Here is a 22462-nt window from a genome sequence, read left to right as displayed (position 1 = left end):
CATCTACTGAATCGTGTAGCCGCGACCCTGCATGCACGCGCCATACGCGCGGTAGTAGGTGTTCATCGCGCCAGCCGATTGCGATTGCGCATTGGCCTGCTGGTTGCGCTGATTCTGCCGCGCGCGGTGGCCACCAGCCATCGTACCCACCGCCGCGCCCGCCGCCGCGCCTTTGCCTGCATCGCCGGCAATGCCGCCGATCACCGCGCCGCCTAGCGCTCCCCGTGCCGCACCGCCAACGCGTTCGCCACCGCCGACCGCCGGACCGGAGGGTGGCGGCGGTGCCGTGGCGACTGCCGCCGGGTCGATGCCGGTATTGGACTTGGCCCACGAATAGCAGTACCCGTCGTCCTGTTGCTGCTGTTGCTGACTCTGACCTTTTGCCGGATAGGCAATGGGCTTGGACTGTGCGATGGCAACGCCGCAGCAGGCGGCCGATACCAGCGCGGTCACGATCATCGACTTGCGCATGGCTTCACTCCTTGAGCGAGATGGGTCCGTGGGGTGCGTGTGCGGCGGACTCGGCGAGCTTGGCCTTGGTACGGCGCTCCAGTCCCCAGAAGAACATTGGAATAAAAAAGATGGCGATCACCGTGGCGCCCAGCATGCCACCGATCACACCGGTGCCCAGCGACTGCCGGCTGGCCGCCGACGCGCCGCTCGCGATGGCCAGCGGAATGCAGCCCAAGATGAATGCCAGCGACGTCATGATGATGGGGCGCAGCCGCATCTTGGCCGCTTTGACGGCGGCGTCGTAGGCGCTCAATCCTTCCTTGACACGCATCTCCACCGCGAACTCGAAAATCAGGATGGCGTTCTTGGCCGCCAGTGCAATCAGCACCGTCAGCCCGATCTGGAAATAGACATCGTTCTCCATGCCGCGCAGTAGGATGCCGACCAGCGCACCGAACAGCGCAAACGGCACGGCAAGCAACACGCCAATCGGCAAGGACCATTTCTCGTACTGCGCGGCGAGGATCAGGAATACCATCAGCAGCGCAAACGCGAACACCATCGCCGCTGTGGACCCCGCCTTCTTTTCCTCGTACGCCTGTCCGCTCCACGCGTAGCTGTAGCCTTCGCCAAGCACTTCCGCCGCTACCTTCTCCATCGCCTGCAGCGCCTGCCCGGAGCTATAGCCCGGTGCGGCATCGCCGGTAATTTTTGCAGCAGGGAAATTGTTGAATCGCGTGACAAGGTCCGCGCCGGCCACGTAGCGCGCCGTGGTCACGGCCTTGACAGGCACCATTTCGTTGCGCGAGTTCCGCACGTACACACGATCGATATCTTCCGGACGTGAGCGGTACTCCGGCTCGGCCTGCAGGATCACCTGGAACAACCGGCTGTTCTTCGGAAACTGGCTGACGTATAGCGAGCCGAACATGGTCTGCAACGCGGAGTACACCTGCTCCACCGGTACGCCCTGCGTCTCCGCACGTTCGCGATCCAGGTCCACCAGCAACTGCCGCGAGCGGGTATTGATCGTGGTACTGACGCCACGCAGCTCTGGCCGCGCACGTGCCTTGGCGATGAAAGCGCGCGTTCGCTCTTCCAGTTGCTGATAGGTGCCGTCACCCGTGCTCTGCAACCAGAACTCGAAACCGCCCGTGGTGCCGAGTCCCGGAATCGATGGCGGGTTGACCGGAATGACGAGGCCCTCGCGGTATGTGGAGAACTCCTGGTTGGCGCGTGCGATCAACGCCGCCGCACTCTCCTCCTTGTCGCGTTCGTGAAACCCCTTCAGCGTGACAAACAATGTGCCGGCATTCGACTTGTTCTGTCCGTCGATCAGGCTATAGCCGTCCGGCGTGGCCACGGATTTCACACCTGGCTGCTTGCGGAACCATTCTGCGGCCCGGTTCGACAACTCGCCGGTACGATCCAGGCTCGCCGCGTCTGGCAGGATCACCGCGCCCAGCAGGTAGCCCTGGTCCTCCACGGGCAGGAACGACGACGGGATGCGCACGAACATCAGCACGCTCACCGCAATCAGCACCCCCACGGTCACGACCGAGATCACGGCACGCCGGATCAGCGCCTGCACCGCGCTGCCATACCCTTCCACCAGTTGGTCAAACTTGCGGTTGAACCAGCGGAAAAAGCGGTTCTTCTCGTGCGTACCGGGCTTCAGCAGGATAGCGGCCAGCGCGGGCGAGAGTGTCAGCGCAACGATGCCAGAGAGAAACACCGACACCGCCAGCGTGATCGCGAACTGTTTGTAGAGCTGTCCCGTGATGCCCGACAGGAAGGCCACGGGAATGAACACGGCCAGCAGCACCAGCACGATGGCAATGACCGGGCCGCCCACTTCGTCCATGGCAGCCTTGGCAGCCTCCCGTGGCGGCATATGGAACTCCATCATGTTGCGTTCCACGTTTTCGATCACCACGATGGCATCGTCCACCACGATGCCAATCGCCAGCACCATCCCGAACAGTGTGAGCATGTTGACCGAGAAACCGAACGCCGCCATGGCCGTGAACGTGCCGATGATCGACACCGGCACGGCCAGGATCGGCACCAGCGTTGCCCGGAAGCTCTGCAGGAACAGATACACCACCAGGATCACAAGGATCACCGCATCGCGCAGCGTATGCACCACCTCGTTGATCGATTCATGCACGAACTCCGTAGTATCGAGCGCGATCTCGTACTCCATGCCCGGTGGAAATGTCTTCTTCGCTTCCGCCAGTGCCTTGCGGACCTGCTCGGCCACGGCCAGCGCATTGGCGCCTGGCTGCTGATACACGGCGAGTAGCGTGGCTGTCTTGCCCTGATAGCGGCTACGCAGCGAATAGTCCTTCGATCCCAACTCCGCACGGCCGATATCCTTGAGCCGCACCAGCGCGGCGTCCCCAGAGGCCGCACGCAGGATGATGTTCTCGAACTCCTTCGGTTCGGTCATGCGCCCCTTGGTGGCCACCGGGAAGGTCTGCTTGACCGGCCCCGCCGTGGGCGACTGGCCAATGCGACCCGCCGAGAATTGCTCGTTCTGGTTCGATACCGCGTTCTTCACATCCTCTGCCGTGATACCCAGTTGCGCCATGCGGTCCGGACGCAGCCAGATGCGCATCGCGTAGTCGGGCGTGCCGAAGATCGCAGACTGGTTGGCACCGGGAATGCGCTTGAGCGCATCGAGGATGTAGATGCTTGTGTAGTTGTCGACGAAGGTCTGGGGATAGCTGTTGTCGGGCGAGTACACCGCGATCACCATCATGAACGCCTGGGATCGCTTCTCCACGGTCACGCCCTGCCGCGTCACCGCATCGGGCAGCGTCGGCAGTGCCAGGTTCACGCGGTTCTGCACGTCCACCTGTGCCAGTGACGGGTCAGTGCCGATCTCGAAGTACGCGGTCAATGTGAGATTGCCGGTAGACGAGCTTGTGGACGACATGTAGAGCATGTTGTCCGCGCCGTTCACCTGCTGCTCGATAGGCGCGGCCACGTTCTGCGCCACCACTTCGGAACTTGCACCGGGATACGTGGTGGACACTGTGATGCTCGGCGGCGTGATGTCGGGAAACTGTGCAATGGGCAGGTTGAACATGGCCACCAGCCCGCCCACGACAATGATGATCGACAGCACCGATGCAAAGATCGGCCGGTCGATGAAGAAGTGCGACAGCTTCATGACGGCTGTCCCTTTGCGGCACTGGCGCCAGCGGTTGGCGCAGCGGTTGGCGCCGGCACGGGTTTCACCGGTGCCCCGGGCGCCAGCCGCACCGATCCATCCACGATGACTGTGTCGCCCTCGCGCAGTCCAGAACGAATGACCCAGCTACCCTGCGCCCACTCCCCCACCTCGACCACGCGCGACTCGGCCTTGTTGTCCTTGTTGACCGTCCAGACCGACTGTCCGCGCTGGCCCTGCACCACGGCTTCCTGCGGCACGGTGATGGCGCGCGTCCGCACGGCGCCCAGCACATGCACGCGCACGAACTGGCCCGGTCGCAGCCGCCCCTCCGCATTCGGCATCTCCGCGCGAACCAGATAGGTGCCCGTGTCCGAGCTATACGAGGCATCGGCAAACGCAATGTGGCCACGCTGCGGATAGACGCTGCCATCGGCCAGCACGATCTCCACTTCCATCGCGCCACGATCGGGCATCTTCAGCGCGCCCGACGCGGTCTGCGCCTGATTCTGCAGCACCTCGTTCTCCGACAGGCTGAAGTTGATCCAGATGGGATCGAGCTTGGCCACATAGGTCAGCAGGCTGTTACTGGGATCGATATACGTGCCCACCTGTTTCTTGGCATAGCTGGACAGGCCCGCCACCGGCGAGGCGATGGTGGTGTAGCCGAGGTTCAGCTTTGCATTGGTCACGTTGGCCCTGGCCGCCTCCACGGCGGCCGCGGCAGCCTGCTCCTGGCCCGTGGCGTCGTCGAGGTCTTTCTGGCTCAGCGCATTCCTGGCCGCCAACGGTCGCACCCGTGCGAGGTTGGCGCGCGCCGTGGTCAGGCGCGCCTGCTGCTGGGCGAGTTCGGCCTGCGCGGCGTCCAGCGCGGCCTGGAACGGCTTTGCGTCCATCTTGAACATCACTTGCCCGGCCTTCACGAGCGCGCCTTCCGTGTAGAGCCGCTGTTCGAGAAAGCCGTTCACACGCGCACGGATCTCCACTTGCTGGGAGCTCTGCGTCTCGCCCACGAACTCGTAGATCAGCGGCACGTCGCGCAGCGTCACCTTGACCACGCCAACCTCGCTCACGTGCGGCGCGGCGGGCGCCTTGGCCTCGTGCCGGTCGCACCCCGCCAACGCCAACGCCATCACGGTCAGCCATGCGCCGCGCCCACTCACGGACTTGAGACCGCTCGCCATATTTATCCTCCGTCCGCTCCGACGACTGCCGTGCACCGGAGCGATTCAGGTTTACTGGTATCGCTCCCGGAGGATCAGCGCATTGATCTTGTGGCCGTTCCAGAACACGCCATGGATGCGCGGCTGCAGCTTGTACAGCTCCGGCAGGTCCAGCGCGTTGAAGGTCAGCGTCATGGACGGACGCGTCCCATCGCCTTCCTGCTGTTCGGCGTGATCGAACGCAGGAAAGCCGTAGCGGGTCAGGAACTCCCTGACCTCATCCTCGGTGGTATCGGGGTGGAGATTGGAAAGCATCAAGAGCGCCATGGCAGGTCTCCTTAGCCGCCCGCGATGCCAATCGCGCGGCATTGCAGACTAAGCATGTGCCGCAGCAGTCGTGCTTGGCAATTGGACCAAGGACCATGCTCGGGGACGGCATCACGGGCGCAGTCCGGTACGCAGGACGCCGCGTACGAGTTCGATCAGTTGCGCCGCATGAAACGGTTTGCGCAGATAGCCGATGGCGCCGGCGGCGAGCGCCGTGTCGCGTGCGGCGGGCACGTCATGCGCCGTGATGAAGATCAGCGACATCGGCAGGCCGATCAGTTGCTGCTGCACCTCCAGGCCGTTGAGGCCAGGCATGCAGACATCGAGGATGACGCAGTCGGGCCGATACCGGGGATCGTCTCGGATGCGGTGCAGGAAGTCGTCACCGCTGATGTAGACATCGGCACCAATACCCGCCGCGCGCAGCAGCCGGGCCGTGGAGCGTGCCACGGAGGCGTCATCGTCCACCACCGCCACGCATTGCGCAAATTGTTCCGAAGCATCCATCGCCACGCAGGCCCGGAGGTAAGCATGTACTCAGGCTACGAAAGACGAACGGCGGGCGATATTGGCCCATGGGGCCGATTGCGGGCCGGCGCTCAGGCCCGCTGGCCTGCAACCATCCCCATCCGGTCGGCAATCCGCACCAGCGCGGGCAGCGAATCCACCTCCAGCTTCTGCATGACGTGGGCCCGATGCACCTTGATGGTCTTCTCCACCGTGCCAAGCTGGCTGGCCACCTGCTTGTTGCGGATGCCTGTGACGATCCAGCCCAGCACTTCGCGCTCACGCGGCGTCAGGCGGCTGATCTTCTGCTGCAACTCGCGCAACTCACGCATCTGCGCATGCTGCCGTTGCGCACACGCACTCCCTTTTTCCACCGCCGCCAAAAGTTGCGTGTCGGATACCGGCTTCTGCAAAAATTCGATGGCGCCGGCCTGCATGGCAAGCACGGCACGTGGCACATCGGCATGCCCGGTGAGGATGATGACGGGAATCCTGCGATGCAGCGCCTCCTGCACGGCAATGCCGTCCATGTCCGGCATCTGCAGGTCCAGCACGGCGCACCCCGGCACGTTCTCCAGGTCAGCTTCCGCGATGAACTGCCGCGCCGACGCGAACGGGGAAGTAGGATAGCCATGCGCGCCCAGCACGCGGCACAGTGCCCGCCGCACGCTGTCGTCGTCATCCACGATGTACACCAGTGATTTCATGAGTGGCATATCGCTGCCTCCCGGATGGAAGAAGTCGTTTCCCCAGACACCCTGGCCGATGGCTCGATGGGCAGCAGGCACTCGAAGGTCATGCCGCGGTCGCTGTTGCGGATGGCCACGACACGTCCGCCGTTGCGTGCCATGAGCGCACGGCTGAAAGACAGGCCCAGCCCCAGCCCCTTCGGCTTGGATGAGTAGAACGGCCGGAAGATGGCATCGAGATCGGCATCGGCCACACCGCAGCCGTTGTCGCGTACCGATACGCGGATCGTGTCATCCTGCCGCCTGGCGGTCACTGACACTTCGTGCGCGACACCCGGCGGTGCAACGCCAACCGCGTCCAGGGCATTGGTCAGCAGGTTGAACAGCACGAGCTCGATTTCCATCGGGTCGCCCACTACACGCGGCAGCCGTGAATCACAGATGCCCTGCACGATGGCAACGCCCGACGCCTTGTCCTTGCGCGCCAGCTCCACCGCACGCGCCATCACCGGAACGATCTCGAACGGCACGGCGCGTGGCGCCTCGCCGCGAATTAGCGCACGCACGCCGCGCACGATATCGCCCGCGCGGGAGGCGTCGCTGACGATATCGTCGAGAATTTCGCGGATTTCACCGTGATCGGCCAGGCCCGACGCGAGGTATTCCCGCGCGGCCTGCGCATTGCTGGTGATCGCGGTCAGCGGCTGGTTCAGTTCATGGGCAAGCGATCCGGCCAGTTCGGCCATGCCGGGCCGATGCGCGATGTGGGCAAACGGCCCCCCACCGGCCACATCCGACAGCCGACGAGAGTCGGCGCGCTGCCGGCGTTGGCCCTGCTGCGCCGCCACGGCAACGGCAGCCACAGCCCCCAGTATCAGTGCCGGTAACCACATCATGGCGCAAAGCCCATGCTCAAACCCCTGGCAAATAGGCACAGGAGCCCTCGGGACGACGGCATGCAGCACGACACCACGGCGCGGCCGGGCAAGCCGGCACGGCAGTGCGCATCGCGATAAGGCGTCCCTGAGCGCTTACCCCTATGCGGTGACAGTCAAGCTATCCAAGTCGATCAAGTCTGTTGCTTCTGCTTGTTTGAGTACTTGTGCCATAACACGTTAGGTCGGCGCTCTGCGTATTGCAATCTTTACTTCTCTACCTCCTGCCATCCGGCCCCATACGGAAAGTTCTTTATCCGCTCACTTCATTCATGGCCCCGCCGCCGATGCCCGCATGCCTGGCTCTGGCTGCAACAGTTCAGGGGCGACCTTTGTCCAGCCTGCCACCGGATCGAACGATGACATTGCCGCTGCGCGTGCCGCGCTGTCGCGGCCGAGGTCGCGCTCGAAGACCTGGCCGTCGTGGCTGACCATGAAACTTTTGATGCCGGTTTCCCCATAACGGGCCGGCCACGCGATGACCGCGAAGCCGCCGAACAGCCTGCCGTTGACGAGATAGGGGTAGGCGCCCCCCGGTGCGGCGGCGCCCTGCGACGTCAGCAGTCGATAGCGGTAGCCGTGATAGCCATCCGTTGGTGACTGGTGCTTCACAGCATCGACGAAAGCCGACCCCAACGGACTCGGCGCTTCGCCCGGACGTGTCGGCCAGTAGAGGCCATCCTTCTTTCCCGGACTGCTGACGAGCTTGCGCGCGTACACCGTCATCGGACTGCCTTCCGGGTTGCTCGACGCATAGTCGCGTTGCGCGTCGCAAATTGCGAGCATGGTCTGGATGGTCGATAGCTCGTTGCGCCCGATGCGCCGCAGACGGATTTCGGTCATGCCAGCCTGTGCATCGAAATGCCAGCGGCTGTTGGCGCGTACCAGCGGAATCGGCAGCGTCCAGCCGTCACGTCCCACCGTGATGCGCGCACGGTTCTCGCCGTCGGGGGCAACGCCATGCGATTGGCTCCACGCGGCGAGAAAGCGATATCGCAGGTCCGCGCCCACGGGTGGGATCAACCGCCTTGCCGACTGGCCCAGCAGCGCCTGCATGGCCACATCGTCACTGGTGGCCACCGCATCGCCAAATGCCTGCATCGCGGCCTCCGGGGTATCGAACGCCTTCTGCGCGCGGGCATCGGCCACCCCGGCGCATGACGCGACGACGATGGCCATACCCGCGAGATGGTGCCAGGTGGGAAGCGTGGTTCGCATCGTCAGAAAACGCATGGGATTCGCCTTCCGTTGGTCATCGTGACTCATCGCCGGCCCCCTCGGCCACCGCCGCCGCCGCGCCCGCCGCCGAAGCCGCCACCGCCGCGTCCACCACCGCCACTGAAGCCACCACCGTGGCCGCCGCCAAAGTTTGACGAACCGGCACTTGCGCGCCCTCGGTCAAAGTCCCGCTGTGCGGCACCCCCGCCGCCGCCAACACCCTGGAACGCGTTATCGCGTCCGCCGCCGGCACTGCGGTCTCCCGCGCTGGGACGATCCCCGGCGCGATTGCCTCCCCGGTCTCCTGTGCGATCCCCTGTGCGATCCCCGGACCGATCTCCCGAGCGATCCGCAACGCGGTCCCCTCCCCGATCCCCTGCCCGGTCGCCGGCCCGATCTCCGCCTCGGTCACCGCCTCGATCGCCAGCGCGGTCCCCACCCCGATCCCCCGCGCCGTCGCGCCCTCGGAAGTCATTGCGGCGATCCGCCCCTGCGGCGTTGTTGCCGAACTTCTCGCGTGTGGCGTTATCGCGGTATGCCACGCCCTTGCGATGCCCCGCGTCGTGCTTCCACTTGTTGCCGCCCTCCACCTTGGTCCGATCGAAATTGCGGTCGATATTGGTGGCACGGTTCACGTCGATGTTCACATCGCCGCCGCCCCAATTGCAATTCCCGAAGATTGCGCCGGCAGCGGCCAGCCCCACGCCCCACGCAAAGCCCGTCATCAACGCAGCGCCCGGGTAGTACGCCGGATACGGTGGCCAGTAGTACGGCGGATACGACGGATAGCCCCAACTGCCGTACACCACCGTAGGGTTGTAGGCCGGCACGTAGATCACTTCCGGGTTCGAAGGCTGGATCACGATGGTCTGCGTCGTGGCGCCCTGCGCGGCGGGTTGCACCGTCACGTTCTGCTGCTCGTTCGATTTCAGGTTGCCCGATGCCTGGGCCTTCGCGCGCAGTCGCTGCACCGCTGCCAGCACATCCTTTTCCTGCGCCAGGAAGGCATCGCCCAGTTTCTGCGTCCAGTCGAGCTTGTCGTTCAGCGGCTCCAGCACCTGCGGAAACGCCACCAGCGATTTCACGCTGACATCCCACGGCTGGTCTTGCACAGCCTTGACGGCCGCATCGCCCTTCAGTTTCGCGTTGGCCTTCTGCCAGCGCGCGGCCTGCACGATTTCCAGCGGATAGGTCGAAGCCATCAGCACCTGCGACAGCACGGAATCGGGATACAGCGCGATGGGCGCCACCAGTGCTTCCAGCTCCTCGGGCTTGAAAGCCGGGGCGGATGGGGTCGTAGCGGAGGTCTGCGCAGACTGCGGCGGTGCCGTTTGCGCATGCGCATGGCCGACGCCGGCCAGCAGCCACGCCAGGCCGCACGCCAGCACTGCGGCAACAGCCGTAGGCCAGGCCTGCCGTGGATACCGCGCGCGCCGCGCGCCGCCAGCCGTCATGGCGTTCCTCCCCAGGAATCGCGCACCGCCATGCAGATCCTGCAACCGGTGCCGTGCAGAACATATAGATGGCAGTGCCGAGAGCGGCAATGGACCCTTGGTCCAATAGGGCGTTTCGATACCCGGCGTTCAGCCGGTCAGGGAGGGGAGAGGGTCCGCGGCAGTTTCCAGCCGGTTGCCGCCCAGCGACTTCGCCCGATACAACGCGCGGTCAGCGGCGGCCAGGCCTTCGGAGAGGGTCGGCACGTCTTGGTCGTACTGGGCCAGTCCGATACTGACGGTGGCGAGAATCCCGGCGCTGTCGCTGCGATGGGAGGCCGTCGCAGCAAACCGTGCGGCCACGGCCTCGCCCAACGCCCGAGCACGGCGTGCGTTGCCGCCGCACAGCAGCGCGGCGAACTCTTCGCCGCCGATGCGGGCCAGCAACGTATCCGACCCCAGCACATCGCGCGCGGTTTCCGCGAAGGACTTCAAGACCTCGTCCCCACGCTGGTGGCCGTGCCGGTCGTTGATCGACTTGAAATGGTCGAGGTCGAAGGCGAGCACAGCGACGGGTCCGCGTCCGCGCGCACCGTCGAGTTCGCGCGCGCCTTGCTCGAAGAACCAGCGGCGATTGCCGAGGCGCGTCAGGTAATCCGTCTGCGATTCGCGCAATAACTGCCCGTGCGTTTCATCGCGGATCAGCTTCAGCAGCGTCATCGGCAGGATGACCGAATACAGCACGCCTTCGTAGATGGTGATCTTGCTGGAGAGCGCGAGGATGCCGGGATAGTCGGCGACGAACCATGGCAGCATCAGCGCGCGGCCCGCGTACAGAACGGCGTGCAAGCTCGTCACCGCCACGACGATGTGCTGCGCGCGTGACTTCAGCGTGCGGCACCGATGCATTTCCCACGCCGTCATGGCGGCGATGGCGGCAATCGGCAAGGCGCTCACATGCGCCCAGATCACGTCGAGCCACTGTGATCCCCAGACCGCCCAGATACCGGCCATGCCGGCCAGCAAGGCAAGCGATCCCTTGCGATGCTGCCGCCCGCTCAGTGCGGCCACGCCGGCCAGCACCAGCAGGTAGCCGCTCAGAATGATCAGGTTGCTCAGGGCGGAGCCGAGCGCGCCGGGCAGTTCGCGGCGGAACAGGACTGCCGTGCAGCCCACGGCAAGCGTGGCAAAGCCGGACGCCAGGATGCGCAGTTCACGGCTGCGCGTGGGGTGGGTCCGGAACTCCCAGAACATCATGCCGGCGCTGGCCAGCAGTGTGCCAATGGCTAGGAAATAAAGAGTGGCGAGATCGACAGGCATCCAGATGACAAAACAGTGCGCCGATACATCACGGCGGCCAGCCGCATTCTACGTGGGAAACCGGGTGGTTTTCGCGTATCTCGGGCGGTTGTTGCCTTGCCGGGCGCACTCCGCAGGAAGAGATAGCAATGGCTAACGGCCGTTCTGCCCCACTCATGAGGGGCAACTTGCGAGGGGAGACGTTCAGGTGCCTGTCTAGACGCCTGCGGCGCGCAAACCGAGCAGCAGCACGACCATCAAGGCCAGGCCAAGCGAGAGCGCCTGCCAGAACCGCAGCGGATGGCGTTCGATCAGTGGGGGCGTCAGGCGTTGCAGCGCATCGCGCCCCGGCGCACGCAGGGCCTCGACGAACTCGGACAGCGCCTCGTGCCGTTGCGCGGCATTGGGATGCAGCGCGCGGCGTAGTACGCCGTCCACCCACTGCGGCAGGTCGGCACGCCGCTCGCGCAGCGGCACGTAACGCAGCCGCCGCAGATCGGCCCGGCTGCGCACCTGCGTCACCTGCAATCCGTAAGGGAGTTGTCCGGTCAGCATCTGGTAGGCCAGCACGGCCAGCGAGTAGAGGTCCGACGCCGGGGTGCCGCCATCGCCAAGGAAGTATTCCGGCGCCGCGTACTGCAGCGTGCCCACCGGCATGATGGCCAGCGGATGGCGCGTGCCCTCGGCCAGCCCCGCTACATGAACGGTGGCGAAATCCATGATCCTGGCCGTGCCGGCGCGGTCGATGATGACGTTCTCCGGACGCAGGTCCTGATGCAGCATCTCGCGCCGATGAAACGCGCGCAGCCCTGCCGCGATCTGATTGACGATGGCACGCACCTCGTCCAGCGCGGGCGCGCGATGGTCGATCATCCACTGCGCCAGCGTCTGCCCCTCCACGTATTCCATCGCCACGTAGAGGTAGCGGCGCGGCCGTTCCACGGTGTGGGGGCGCAGTACGTGCTGGCTGTCGATGCGTCGCGCCACCCATTCTTCCAGCAGGAATCCGTCGAGATGCGCGGCATCGTCATGGCGATCCACAGCAGGGGTCTTCAATGCCACGTAGCGGCCATTGCCATCATCCACCGCGAGATACACATGGCTGCGCGCGCTGGTGTGGATCTCCCTGACGATGGTGTAACCCTCGAACTGCATACGCGGGGTCAGCGGCGGCGGCAACGCCAGCCGCTCGCCCTGCGCAAGCACGCCGGGCGCGTCGAGGTCCGGCAGGTCATCGATGCGCGCGATCTGCAGCGTGACGTTGTCCTGGCTGCCGCGTTCGATGGCCGTATCCACCAGCATGCGCGCTGCCGCGTCCAGATCCTCGCCGTGGGTGCCCAGCGCACGATGCACATCGGCGGCGTCGAGGTGTTCGTAGGCGCCATCGGTGGCCAGCAGGTAGATCTCGCCCGGCTCCACCTCCCAACTGCGGTAGTCGATTTCGATGGCAGGCCCGGCGCCCAGCGCGCGGCTCAGGTACGACTCGGCGGACGACACCCGCACGCGATGATCGTCCGTGAGTTGTTCGAGCCGCTGGGGGTGCAGGCGATAGATGCGCGCATCGCCCACGTGCAGCACATGGGCCTCGCGCGCCTTGAAGATCAGCGCGCTGAACGTGCAGACGTAGCCACGATCCGCATCGAAGCGCGCGTCGCTGCGGCGCGTCTGCGCGTAGAGCCATGCGTTGACCGCAGCCAGCACGCGTTGCGCCGCGCGCCGCACCGTCCACGCCTCGGACGTGCAGTAATAATCCTCGAGGAACGTCCGCACGGCCGCGGCGCTGGCCACCTGGCTCACCGCGCTGGAACTGATGCCATCGGCCAGCGCCAGCACGATGCCCTTGGTCATGCGCTGCTGCCCGGCCGGCTGCGTCACGCCATGGAAATCCTGGTTGACCGCCTTCCGGCCTGCATCGGAATGCTGGCCGACGGTGATCGAAAGCGTGCCGCGCATGCGAGGACGATCAGCGGGAGTTCAGCCGGAATCTCAGCCGATCACGCGCTTGGGGGCCGTCTTGTAGTGGGTGCTGTACAGCGTGGCACCCACGAAGGTCAGGCCGCCCACAAGGTTGCCGAGCACGGTAGGAATCTCGTTCCAGATCATGTAGTCCATGATCGTGAAGTTGCCGCCCAGCATCAGGCCCGACGGGAACAGGAACATGTTCACGATGGAATGCTCGAAGCCCATATAGAAGAACAGCGTGATCGGCATCCACATGCCAATGACCTTGCCCGACACCGACGTCGACATCATGGCGGCCACCACACCCGTGGACACCATCCAGTTGCACATCACGGCGCGGATGAACAGCGTCAGCATGCCGGCGGCGCCGTGTGCGGCGTAGCCCAGCGTACGGCCCTCGCCGATATGGCCGATCTTCTGGCCCACCGCGTTGGGGGCTTCAGAGAACCCGAAGGTAAAGATGATGGCCATGAACAGGGCCACGGTGATCGCACCGCCGAGATTGCCGAGGAAGACGAGCGACCAGTTGCGCAGCACGCCGCCCCAGGTTGCGCCCGCGCGGCGGTCGAGCACGGCCAGCGGCGCAAGCGTGAACACGCCCGTCAGCAGATCGAATCCCATCAGGTACAGCATGCAGAAGCCCACCGGAAACAGCAGCGCGCCGACCAGTGCATTGCCGGTATTGACGGTGATGGTCACCGCGAACGCGGCGGACAGGGCAAGAATGGCACCAGCCATGTACGCGCGGATCAGCGTATCGCGCGTGGACATCAGCAACTTCGACTCTCCGGCATCGACCATCTTGGTCACGAACTCGGCGGGGGCGAGATAGGCCATGGAATTTCCTCGTTTTCTCGTTGGCGGACAGGCATTCGGGCAAGGCAAAAAAAAACGACGCCCCTCTCCCCACGGTGGCTCACCGCGCGGGACAGGACGTCGTCATCCTTGACCACTTGATTTTGCTCTGTTGCGTCGCACGAACCGTGCCCATGGCTGAACCGGGCAAAGCCTGCAGGGCGGCAAACCCTCGCCCCCGTTGCGGTGCACAATCGGCCCGCTTTTGGTGCGCACGCGGGTCACACCGCACGCGCAGCGTCAATCGTGGTGCGCTCAAGCCGCGAACTTCAGTCAGGCCCCCCGGGCAACGGTGGTAGCGCGATGTCCGGCAGTGCCAGTGTGGCCTCCGCCACATCGGCCAGGCGCCGGTTGTTATCCATCGCCGCCTTCTGCAGCGTGCGAAAGGCTTCGTCCTCGCTCATCCCGGTACGCGCCATCAGCGCTGTCTTGGCACGCTCGATCACCTTGCGCTCCTTGAGCGCGCGTCGCGCGGCATCGAGTTCCACTTCGGTACGTGTGAGGCGTGCGGCCTGCTTCTGCAGCAGTCCCTTGAGTGATGCCACCGTCGCGGAGTCCGCACTGCCCGATGCGTCGCTGGGCATGCCGGGCAACACGGGTGCGGCGTCGGGATGTCCGGCCGCGTCGAAGAACAACTCCACCGCATGCGTGTGCGGCGGCGGATTGTCGAGCAGGCGCCGCAGCAAACCCGCCGAATCCTGCAGATCGGCCTGCGACGACTCGATCTCGGCCTCGCACGCGGCGCGCAGCTCCTGCACCAGTTGCATCTGCAGCCGCCACATGCCGGCAATCACCTGACTGCAGACCTCGAACCATCGCTCACTGCGCTCGGCGTCGAGCGCAGCACCCGGTGTCGCCGTCAGCAGCACGTGCCGCAACTGTTCCAGGTCGGCCACGGCTGGGCTGCGCGACTGGCCCTGCCACGCTACCAGCAATGGCGGATCGGCAAACTGCTCCATCACTCGGAAACTGCGGCGCTGCGCCTCGATCAGATGCAGCACGCGCTGCTGCTGGATTTCCGTGCAAGTGCCCGAGGCAAACATCTGCGCCCCCACGGCACGCTCCTGCCCGGCGGCTTCCTTGCCCTGCAGCAGATAGACAAATGCCACCAGCGGTCGAGAGATGCCGGGGTACATCGCCACATCGGCCAGATGAAAAATCAGTTCGAGCAATGCGGCGATCAGGCGGCTGAACACCGCCACGGCATCGAGCGCGCTGGCCTGGCACTGGCCGATGCTGGCGCGCAGGCCGGCAAGCGTAGCCAAATCCAGTTGCACCCAGGCCATCAACGTCACCATCGAGGCGCTGCCCTTGTGCGACGCATCGAGCTGACTGGCAAAGCGCTCGCCCAGCCGCTGTTCGATACGGATCGACTCCGCCATGGCTGCCTCGCGCTCCATCGCCATCCGCTGTCCGCCCGACGCGAGGAACACACTGCTTGCCCCACGCTCGCGCTGCAGCGTGTGAATCAACTGGCCGATCAGGTCCGCCAGCTCCACGCGACTCGCCATCAGGCGCACGGCTTCGATTTCAAGCTGCTTGGCGTGGAGAACGAGTTGAGACGCGGATAAGGCCATCGAAGCGGTGTGGCGAAGTTGCGGGGGTGATGAGGTTGTGCAAGGTCTATGCCATCGGAGGCTGTGGTCCCTTGCGAACGCGACATCCCCCGGCTATGCGCTCCCCTCTCCCATGAAATGGGAGAGGGGAGCAACCATCCCTAGTAATTCAACGAAATATCCTTCCCTGCCCCACATCCAATTGACCCGCAAATACGAATGATTTACGTTTGCGTTCGTCGATGATTCCAATGCTTGACTACTCCGCCCTCCTTCGACAGTCCACCCCTGTTCCGAAGTCCAGCTGGAGTATTTTCCGTGCAGCAAAACATCCTCGCGTCATCGATCCATGCCCTCGTGTCCGGTGCGGCACGAACGGGTACGGCCTTGACCATGTCCGCACTGCCCTTCGTGGCGCACGCGCAGGCCACGCCACCGGGCAATGCCCGCCCCGCGCCTGCCATCGCCGATCTGCCGCGTGTCACAGTCGTCGGCACGCATCCCGCGAATACCAACGAAGCCACCACCGGCATCGCCCGTCTGCCTGACACGGTCAAGGAAACGCCGAAGACGGTCTTTGTCATCCCGAAGGAAATACTGGAGCAGCAGCAGATCACGACGCTGGAACAGGCGCTCAGGAATGTGCCCGGCATCACCATCTCTGCTGGCGAGGGCAATGGCGGGCAGAGCGGCGACCAGTTCCGCATCCGGGGACTGTCGGCAAAGGGCGATATCTACGTTGACGGCCTGCGCGACTTTGGCGCCTACAAGCGCGACAGCTTCAACACCGATAGCGTGGAAGTCATCAAGGGGCCGGCTGGCGAGAGCTTTGGCGTGGGCAGCGTCGGCGGCCTCATCAACCAGACCACAAAAAAAGCCAACAAGTCCGCCAGCACCGCCATCGACCAGAGCGTGGGTTCGGGCCAGACCTATCGCACGACCGTGGACAGCAACATCCCACTGTCGGATACCTCGGCCGTGCGCATCAACGGCATGTTCCAGAACGGCAGCGTGCCGGACCGCGACCATGTGGATGACGATAGGCGCGGCTTTGCGATCGATTTCGGTACGGGACTCGGCACCGCTACCGTGTGGCATTTCAACTACTCATATCTGTACCGCGACGGCCAGCCCGATTTCGGCCAACCGCTGGCGCAAGGTGCCGATCGCATCTATCGTCCGCTCTCGGAATACGGCGTGCCCGGCATCACGCCCTCCACCTCGTACGTGCGCAACACCGACCGCGACAAGAGCGATGCGCACATCGTGACTTCCGGGTTCCAGACCATACTCGGCCGTGTCACGCTCAACAACGACACGCGCTACAGCTTCTACCAGCGCGATTTCTCTGGCACCAACCCGGCGGGCGTGCCGTATGCCACGCTGCAACGGCTGCTGGCCGGCAACAACGCGGCGCTGCGCTATGGCGCGCGCGGCGGCATGACGTATCTGCAGCGCGGATGGGGACTGCAGAACGTGACCACGGCGCGCGGCGAGTTCCATACCGGCAGCCTGCGCCATCGCGCGATGGGCGGACTCGACGTGAGCTACCAGCGCGATCGGCGCGACCGGGGCAATTGGACCGGTCGCCTCAACAACCAGACTATCGTCAATCCGGCCTTCGATGCCAGCGTCAATCCCTCTGTGAGCTACACCGGTGGCAGGCGCGATGCCAATGCCCTCGATGTCGGCGTGTTCGCCAGCGACCGCGTCTGGTTCAACGAACAGATCTCGCTGCTGGGCGCCCTGCGCTGGGATTACTTCCGCAGCGAATACGGCACGACCGAGGCATCGGGCATCGGCGGCGTGGCCGATTCGCGCAAGCTGAGTCCGGCGATCAGCGCGATCTGGGAGCCGACCCAGGACGCCATGTTCTACGCGTCGTTCTCACGCACCTATCGCCCGGTGGGCACCGACATCGCCACGGCCGTGGGCGGCGTGCAGACCGAGGTGCCCAAGGACGGAGTCTCCAACGAGCCGGAGCGTTCGGACACGGTCGAGGTAGGCGCCAAGCTCGACTTCCTCGACAAACGCCTCGGTGTCACCGGCGCCCTGTTCCAGATCCGCAAGGCCAATGCCTACACGACCGATCCGGTGACCGGCATGGTGATCAATGGCTTTGGCGAAAGCGGCGAGGGCCGCCGCATCCGGGGCGTGGAACTGGGTGCCAATGGATCGCTGACCCCCAACTGGACGGTCAGCCTGGCCTACGCGTACCTCGATGGCGAAGTGACCAGCGCGCCAAACGCGGCGTTCGTCGGCAAGGTTGCGCCGGGCGTGCCGCATCACAACGTCACGTTCTGGACGGCGTACACGATTCCGCAGACCATCGTGCCGCTACCGGGACAACTGTCGGTGGGTGGCGGCGTGCAGTACGCGTCCGGCTATTGGGCCAACCAAGCCAACACGGCACGCATGCCGGACAACCTCACGCTGGACGCGATGATCGCCTACCGGCAGGGCCGCTTCCGCGCCTCGTTCAACGTGTACAACCTCACGAACCGCCTGAACTATCAATCGTCGTTCAGCGCTTCGCGCGCGGTGCCTGCATCGGGCCGCACCTATCTGCTCAATGTAGGCATCACCTTCTGACGCACCTTGCAGCAAACTCGCGCCGCTTGAATTCGGGCGTTCCGGTTACGTTGCCTGCAGAGGCAACGTGAACGTGACCGTGGTACGCCCTTCGCTGGACGCGGCGCGAATCGATCCACCATGCAGTTCGACGATTGATCTGCAGATGGCCAGCCCGATCCCCATGCCCTCGCCCTTGGTACTGACAAACGGCTGAAAGATTCGCGCCAGTTGATCGGGCGCGATACCGCCGCCGTTGTCGATGACCTCGACCCGCAGCATGGCCGGTTCCACCCGCCGCGCCCGGAGTTCTACCAGCGGCAGCTCGGCGCAGTCTTCCTTGCGAGCTTCGATGGCATTGAGCACCAGGTTCAGCAATACCTGCTGGATCTGCACGCTGTCGCCATGTAACGGAGGCAATGTCTCATCGACATCGATGCGCAGCGCAATGCCGCCATCGTTCAGCCGACCTGCAAGAAGGGGAAGCACATCGCGAACGGCCTGCGCCAGCGTGAACGCCTGCGGCTTGTTCGGTTCGCTGCGCATCATCGCGCGCAGGCTATGGATGACTTGTTCCGCACGCTCCGACTGCTCCTGGATGCGGCGCACGCCCTCCGCCACTTCCTGGACGACTTGTTGGGTCACGGGGTCTGCCACGCCGGGGCACCGCTTCATCCAGTGCTGGATGGCATAGGCCTCAAGCCGGATCGCGGTCAATGGCTGGCGAATTTCATGCGCAATTGACGCGGCCAATGTTCCCAGCGTGGCCACGCGCGCCAGATGCACCATCTGCTCCTGCATGCCCTGCACAACCGCGCTCGCCGTGCGCAGCGCATCGCTGTCCGCGCACCGGCAGTCGCCCGCCGCGCGCCGCAGCGTTGGCGCGACGGCCTCGTTGCAAGGGGGTTCGATCGGCGCAATGGCCTCGGGGTGATTCATCCACAGTCCAGTCGGTATTCCCGATGGAATCTACGCGACCATGGCACGCACGCCTTGTCGATTTGTGACGCGGATTGTCAATTCCTGCTGGATTCGAGGGGAAACTCAAGTCGTGCGGCGCCGCCACTGCCCCGGCGTCATGCCCATGGCGCGAGAGAAGGCGCGCGTGAAATGGCTCTGGTCGGCAAAGCCGCAGCCGATGGCCACCTCGGCCAAGGACATCGCCGGGTCACGCAACAACGCGCAGGCACGTTCAATGCGCTGCGCCAACAGCCATTGGTAAGGCGTGTGTCCCGTGGTATCACGGAACGCCCTGGTGAAATGGCTGCGCGACATGTGGCACGCATCGGCCACCTCGGCAACGGACACATCGCCATCGAGCCGCGCCACGAGCATTTCTTTCGCACGCGATACGCTGCGTGGCGACAGCAACCGATTGGTCTTGGGCGATGCCACGGCATCACCGCCATACTGGCAGACGAGATGTGCGCCAATCGCCATGGACAACTGATCCACGAACAGGCGGCAGGATTGTTGCGGATGCTGGAGCGCCGGGGCCATCGCGTGCGCCAGATGTCCCAGTACCGCGTCCTGTTGACCGGCGGTGGTGCGCAGGCTGCGCAACCGCGTACGCCCCAGTTCGGTGCTGGTGCGCTCGATCAGGCCACGCGGCAACTCCATCAGGATGAAATCGAAACTGGACTGGAAATCCGCCTTGTAGTCCTCGGCCAGATCGCGGATGTAGATGGCACCCGCATCGAAATCGTACGTACCAACCCGGTGACCCTGCATGATGCGGCGCCGATGGCCGGCATGCATCGACACGCCTACGACAAAGCCACGCTCGGCCGCCGGCATCGCGAACTGCCCCGATGACTGGGCAGAAGTCTTGCGAAAGAACTGGATGTCACTGCCCGACAGCGCGTGATCGGCCTGCAGCAATCCAGCGGCGCAACCGAATGCGTCGAACTGGGCAGGCTTGGAAGGGGAGAGGCTGGGGGCGGCCGACATCTGTTTCGTCCGTGGTTTCGTCGATGAAACATCACGAGCATGCGGCCTGCCAGGTGGAACGAGGCGCGGCGCGGCGGCATGTCGGCGCAGGATAGCACGGTGTCGTTATTCCGGCAGGCGGTTGTCGGAGGGCTTTTATTGTTGAGCCCTGAACTCCTTCATGTTTCGGGTGAACCGCTCCAGCAATGTCTTTATCTCTTCCTGCTGTTGCATGTAGGACTCGGGATTGCGTGGCACATACTGATTCGTTTCGAGGTCCAATCGGTACTCGATACGCAGGAACCTGTGCATGGCATCGGAAAATTCTTTCATGTCTTCCAGGACTACCGCCCGCTTGTCACCCGGTGGCAGCACGATACCGGCCAGCGTCGCGTGCACATCTGCAAAGGCCATGGCATGCAGCGTCTGTGCGCGCGTGAAGAATTCCTCCTCGGACAACGTTCCCGCCACCACGGCAAGGCTATCACCCATCGCCTCCTTCAATACCGCCTCGAACTGATCTCCAGCTTGCTCGAACTGTCGCGTAGTGGCCATGCTGTCCCGCTGCTCCTGCGTGCCGGGCGGTGAAAACATGGCTACGGTCACCACTACGATCGCCGTGCACACTGCCAGCGGGACAAACCGTGACCAGACGTCGCTGCGCTTTCTCTGCGCACTCGTCCACGATGGCTGCGGCGCGATGTTGTCCGGCAGGCACACCGCCAGCAACAGCCCGCCGATCAAGCCGCCGACGTGCGCGGCGTTGTCGATGTTTTCGGCGCGGAATCCGCGCAGCAGCGAAAAGCCGACCATGAATCCTGCATCGGCCATCAATGACTGACGAATCTCCGCGGGCAGATGTTCATGATTGCGCAGGACGATCACCAGCAATGCCCCGGCCACGCCGAACACCGCACCTGACGCGCCGACCGACACGGTTGCCTGCGCTGCGAAATGCAGACTGGCGGCGCTGCCCAGCAGCCCCGCACCCAAGTACACCAGCAGAAAATTGCGCGGCCCGAGAAACCACTCGAGCTTGCTGCCGAGCATGAGCAGCACCACCATGTTCATCGCAAGGTGCAGGAAGTTGCCGTGAAGGAACGTGGCAGTCAGCATGCGCCACCATTGGCCGTCATGCGCGAGCACTGCGGCATTGCCGCCCCAATCGACCAGCATCGACACGGGAGTAGTGTCGATCCACGGGGCGCCACGCAAGACCATGAGCAACCAGACGACCACGTTCACGCCAATCAGGGAGTAGACCGCCCAGGGACGCGGCTTCGTTTCCATGCGGGCGACGTATGCTTGCTCGACTTCGATTTCCTTTGCGATCTCGCTGTTTTCCAATATCCGCAGATGCGCAACCAGCGTTTCGACCTTCTCCCTGTCGGCCTTGCTCAACCCCCCGATCTGGACCACAAAGCGACGCCGAAACCGGCCCGGCGGCTTGATCGGCTCAACCGCCAGCATCGTCGCGCCACTCTCTTTGTGAATCGTGACGCTGGCTACGTCCTGCCAGCGCAGATGATGCTGCGAACGCGGAAACACCGTAGACCCGATACCCGTGGCATCGATCGTCAACAACGGCTTGCGCAACGGCCTATGGCGGCCCCAGGTCAGTTCCATCAGGGCGATGACCCCAGCAAACCCTGCCCCTATCGCCAACATGGTGACATCCGGTTCGTGCAGACCCAACACCAGCATCACTGCCGCAAGCCCCCCGAAACCGAGCCACAACAGCAGCCGCACAATCAGCGGCGACCCATACCATTTGACATAGAAGGCGCCTCTACGGCGCGCAGGCGTCGGGCTCTTGCTCCCGACTTTCGATAGCGTCATCGTTCTTCCCGAAATCGTTAGACGTTCGCGTCGTCTCTCTGGCCTGCCAGCGACAGGCAGGCCACGGCGCGCGTGGCGCAAACGATAGGGTGGGAAGAACGATGGATGCAAGCCGCCTCGTCAAGGAGGCGGCAGGATCAGCGCGATGCGGGGGCCCGCAGCGCCAGATTTAGTTGATCGACCATTTCAGCCCAGTCCGCATCCTCGACGAACTCGTCGCGCAGCAGCGAAGCCTGCGCGGGAGTCCAGAACGGGGCCTCCCACAATTCCTTGTCTTGTGACAGCGGCGAGTGCCGGGCGATGAAATCGCGAATATCGGCTTCCTCGGAAGGCAGGCCAAGCTGTGCGAACAGGTCGGAGAACTGGTGAAAGGGGGTGTCCATCGGCAACTCCGGTGAGAACGTTGATATCAGAGTAGTGCAAGGCCGCCCGGTCTGCCGGGCGGGCACCCTTGATGAGGCGCCGGAAGTTCCTGCTGGTTCCCGGCGCCTCGCTTTCAGCGTTCGATCACCGGCGCATGCACCGGAGCAATCGACTCATGCGTCGTC

General features: G+C 64.4%; 18 protein-coding genes. 1 reads left to right on the top strand and 17 read right to left on the bottom strand.

The genetic code is table 11. The features are described from left to right. Positions 1 to 3 precede the first annotated feature (3 nt). The 13 genes from ABDB81_RS21460 to ABDB81_RS21400 all read right to left on the bottom strand — a co-directional run bounded on the left by ABDB81_RS21460 (position 4) and on the right by ABDB81_RS21400 (position 15596). Positions 4 to 471, bottom strand: coding sequence for a glycine zipper domain-containing protein (locus ABDB81_RS21460; RefSeq protein ID WP_160474211.1), 468 nt, complete (start codon positions 469 to 471; stop codon positions 4 to 6). A 4-nt stretch (positions 472 to 475) separates the two neighbouring features. Continuing rightward, a complete protein-coding gene (locus ABDB81_RS21455; RefSeq protein WP_346813497.1) occupies positions 476 to 3631 on the bottom strand; it encodes a multidrug efflux RND transporter permease subunit in 3156 nt (1051 codons plus the stop codon). Further along, positions 3628 to 4815, bottom strand: a complete 1188-nt coding sequence (locus tag ABDB81_RS21450) for an efflux RND transporter periplasmic adaptor subunit (RefSeq protein WP_346813496.1) — start codon at positions 4813 to 4815, stop codon at positions 3628 to 3630. The genes ABDB81_RS21455 and ABDB81_RS21450 overlap by 4 nt, the downstream gene beginning before the upstream one ends. 51 nt (positions 4816 to 4866) lie before the next feature. After that, on the bottom strand, positions 4867 to 5121 hold the full coding sequence (locus ABDB81_RS21445; RefSeq protein WP_137928100.1) for an RNA-binding protein: 255 nt from the start codon (positions 5119 to 5121) through the stop codon (positions 4867 to 4869). A 111-nt stretch (positions 5122 to 5232) separates the two neighbouring features. After that, on the bottom strand, positions 5233 to 5628 hold the full coding sequence (locus ABDB81_RS21440; RefSeq protein WP_346813494.1) for a response regulator: 396 nt from the start codon (positions 5626 to 5628) through the stop codon (positions 5233 to 5235). Between the two features lie 92 nt (positions 5629 to 5720). Then, positions 5721 to 6344 (bottom strand): response regulator, encoded by a 624-nt coding sequence (locus ABDB81_RS21435; RefSeq protein ID WP_137928102.1) that lies wholly within the window; start codon positions 6342 to 6344, stop codon positions 5721 to 5723. Continuing rightward, positions 6332 to 7213 (bottom strand): ATP-binding protein, encoded by an 882-nt coding sequence (locus tag ABDB81_RS21430; RefSeq protein ID WP_346813491.1) that lies wholly within the window; start codon positions 7211 to 7213, stop codon positions 6332 to 6334. Before ABDB81_RS21430 ends, ABDB81_RS21435 begins: the two co-directional genes overlap by 13 nt. A 309-nt stretch (positions 7214 to 7522) precedes the next feature. Further along, positions 7523 to 8431, bottom strand: a complete 909-nt coding sequence (locus ABDB81_RS21425; RefSeq protein ID WP_346813512.1) for a DUF2950 domain-containing protein — start codon at positions 8429 to 8431, stop codon at positions 7523 to 7525. Positions 8432 to 8514: 83 nt separating this feature from the next. After that, entirely contained in the window at positions 8515 to 9924 is a 1410-nt protein-coding gene (locus ABDB81_RS21420; protein ID WP_346813490.1) for a DUF3300 domain-containing protein, read from the bottom strand. Between the two features lie 129 nt (positions 9925 to 10053). Further along, positions 10054 to 11223 carry a GGDEF domain-containing protein gene (locus ABDB81_RS21415; protein ID WP_346813489.1) on the bottom strand — a complete coding sequence of 390 codons (1170 nt, stop codon included), beginning with the start codon at positions 11221 to 11223 and terminating at the stop codon, positions 10054 to 10056. A 195-nt stretch (positions 11224 to 11418) separates the two neighbouring features. Further along, on the bottom strand, positions 11419 to 13155 hold the full coding sequence (locus ABDB81_RS21410; RefSeq protein ID WP_346813488.1) for a bifunctional protein-serine/threonine kinase/phosphatase: 1737 nt from the start codon (positions 13153 to 13155) through the stop codon (positions 11419 to 11421). 33 nt (positions 13156 to 13188) lie between these two features. Next, entirely contained in the window at positions 13189 to 14001 is an 813-nt protein-coding gene (locus ABDB81_RS21405; protein WP_137926457.1) for a formate/nitrite transporter family protein, read from the bottom strand. Between the two features lie 287 nt (positions 14002 to 14288). After that, entirely contained in the window at positions 14289 to 15596 is a 1308-nt protein-coding gene (locus ABDB81_RS21400) for a nitrate- and nitrite sensing domain-containing protein (RefSeq protein ID WP_346813486.1), read from the bottom strand. Positions 15597 to 15893: 297 nt separating this feature from the next. On the opposite strand from ABDB81_RS21400, the gene ABDB81_RS21395 reads away from it, so the two are divergent. Beyond that, positions 15894 to 18167: a TonB-dependent siderophore receptor gene (locus tag ABDB81_RS21395; RefSeq protein ID WP_346813483.1), complete on the top strand. Its 2274-nt coding sequence runs from the start codon at positions 15894 to 15896 to the stop codon at positions 18165 to 18167. Positions 18168 to 18212: 45 nt separating this feature from the next. Here the strand turns inward: ABDB81_RS21395 and ABDB81_RS21390 are convergent, their stop codons facing one another. The 4 genes from ABDB81_RS21390 to ABDB81_RS21375 form a co-directional block, all read right to left on the bottom strand. Beyond that, positions 18213 to 19085, bottom strand: a complete 873-nt coding sequence (locus ABDB81_RS21390) for an ATP-binding protein (protein ID WP_137926463.1) — start codon at positions 19083 to 19085, stop codon at positions 18213 to 18215. Positions 19086 to 19190: 105 nt separating this feature from the next. Beyond that, a complete protein-coding gene (locus tag ABDB81_RS21385; protein WP_346813481.1) occupies positions 19191 to 20096 on the bottom strand; it encodes an AraC family transcriptional regulator in 906 nt (301 codons plus the stop codon). 135 nt (positions 20097 to 20231) lie between these two features. Next, on the bottom strand, positions 20232 to 21914 hold the full coding sequence (locus tag ABDB81_RS21380) for a rhomboid family intramembrane serine protease (RefSeq protein WP_346813480.1): 1683 nt from the start codon (positions 21912 to 21914) through the stop codon (positions 20232 to 20234). Between the two features lie 137 nt (positions 21915 to 22051). After that, positions 22052 to 22297, bottom strand: coding sequence for a DUF2789 domain-containing protein (locus ABDB81_RS21375; protein ID WP_346813478.1), 246 nt, complete (start codon positions 22295 to 22297; stop codon positions 22052 to 22054). Positions 22298 to 22462: the final 165 nt, after the last annotated feature.

Origin of the sequence: Cupriavidus sp. DL-D2, from assembly GCF_039710735.1 — a bacterium.
GTDB lineage: Bacteria > Pseudomonadota > Gammaproteobacteria > Burkholderiales > Burkholderiaceae > Cupriavidus.
The sequence above is the reverse complement of the archived record's forward strand: the minus strand, read 5'-3'. Positions and strand labels throughout refer to the sequence as shown.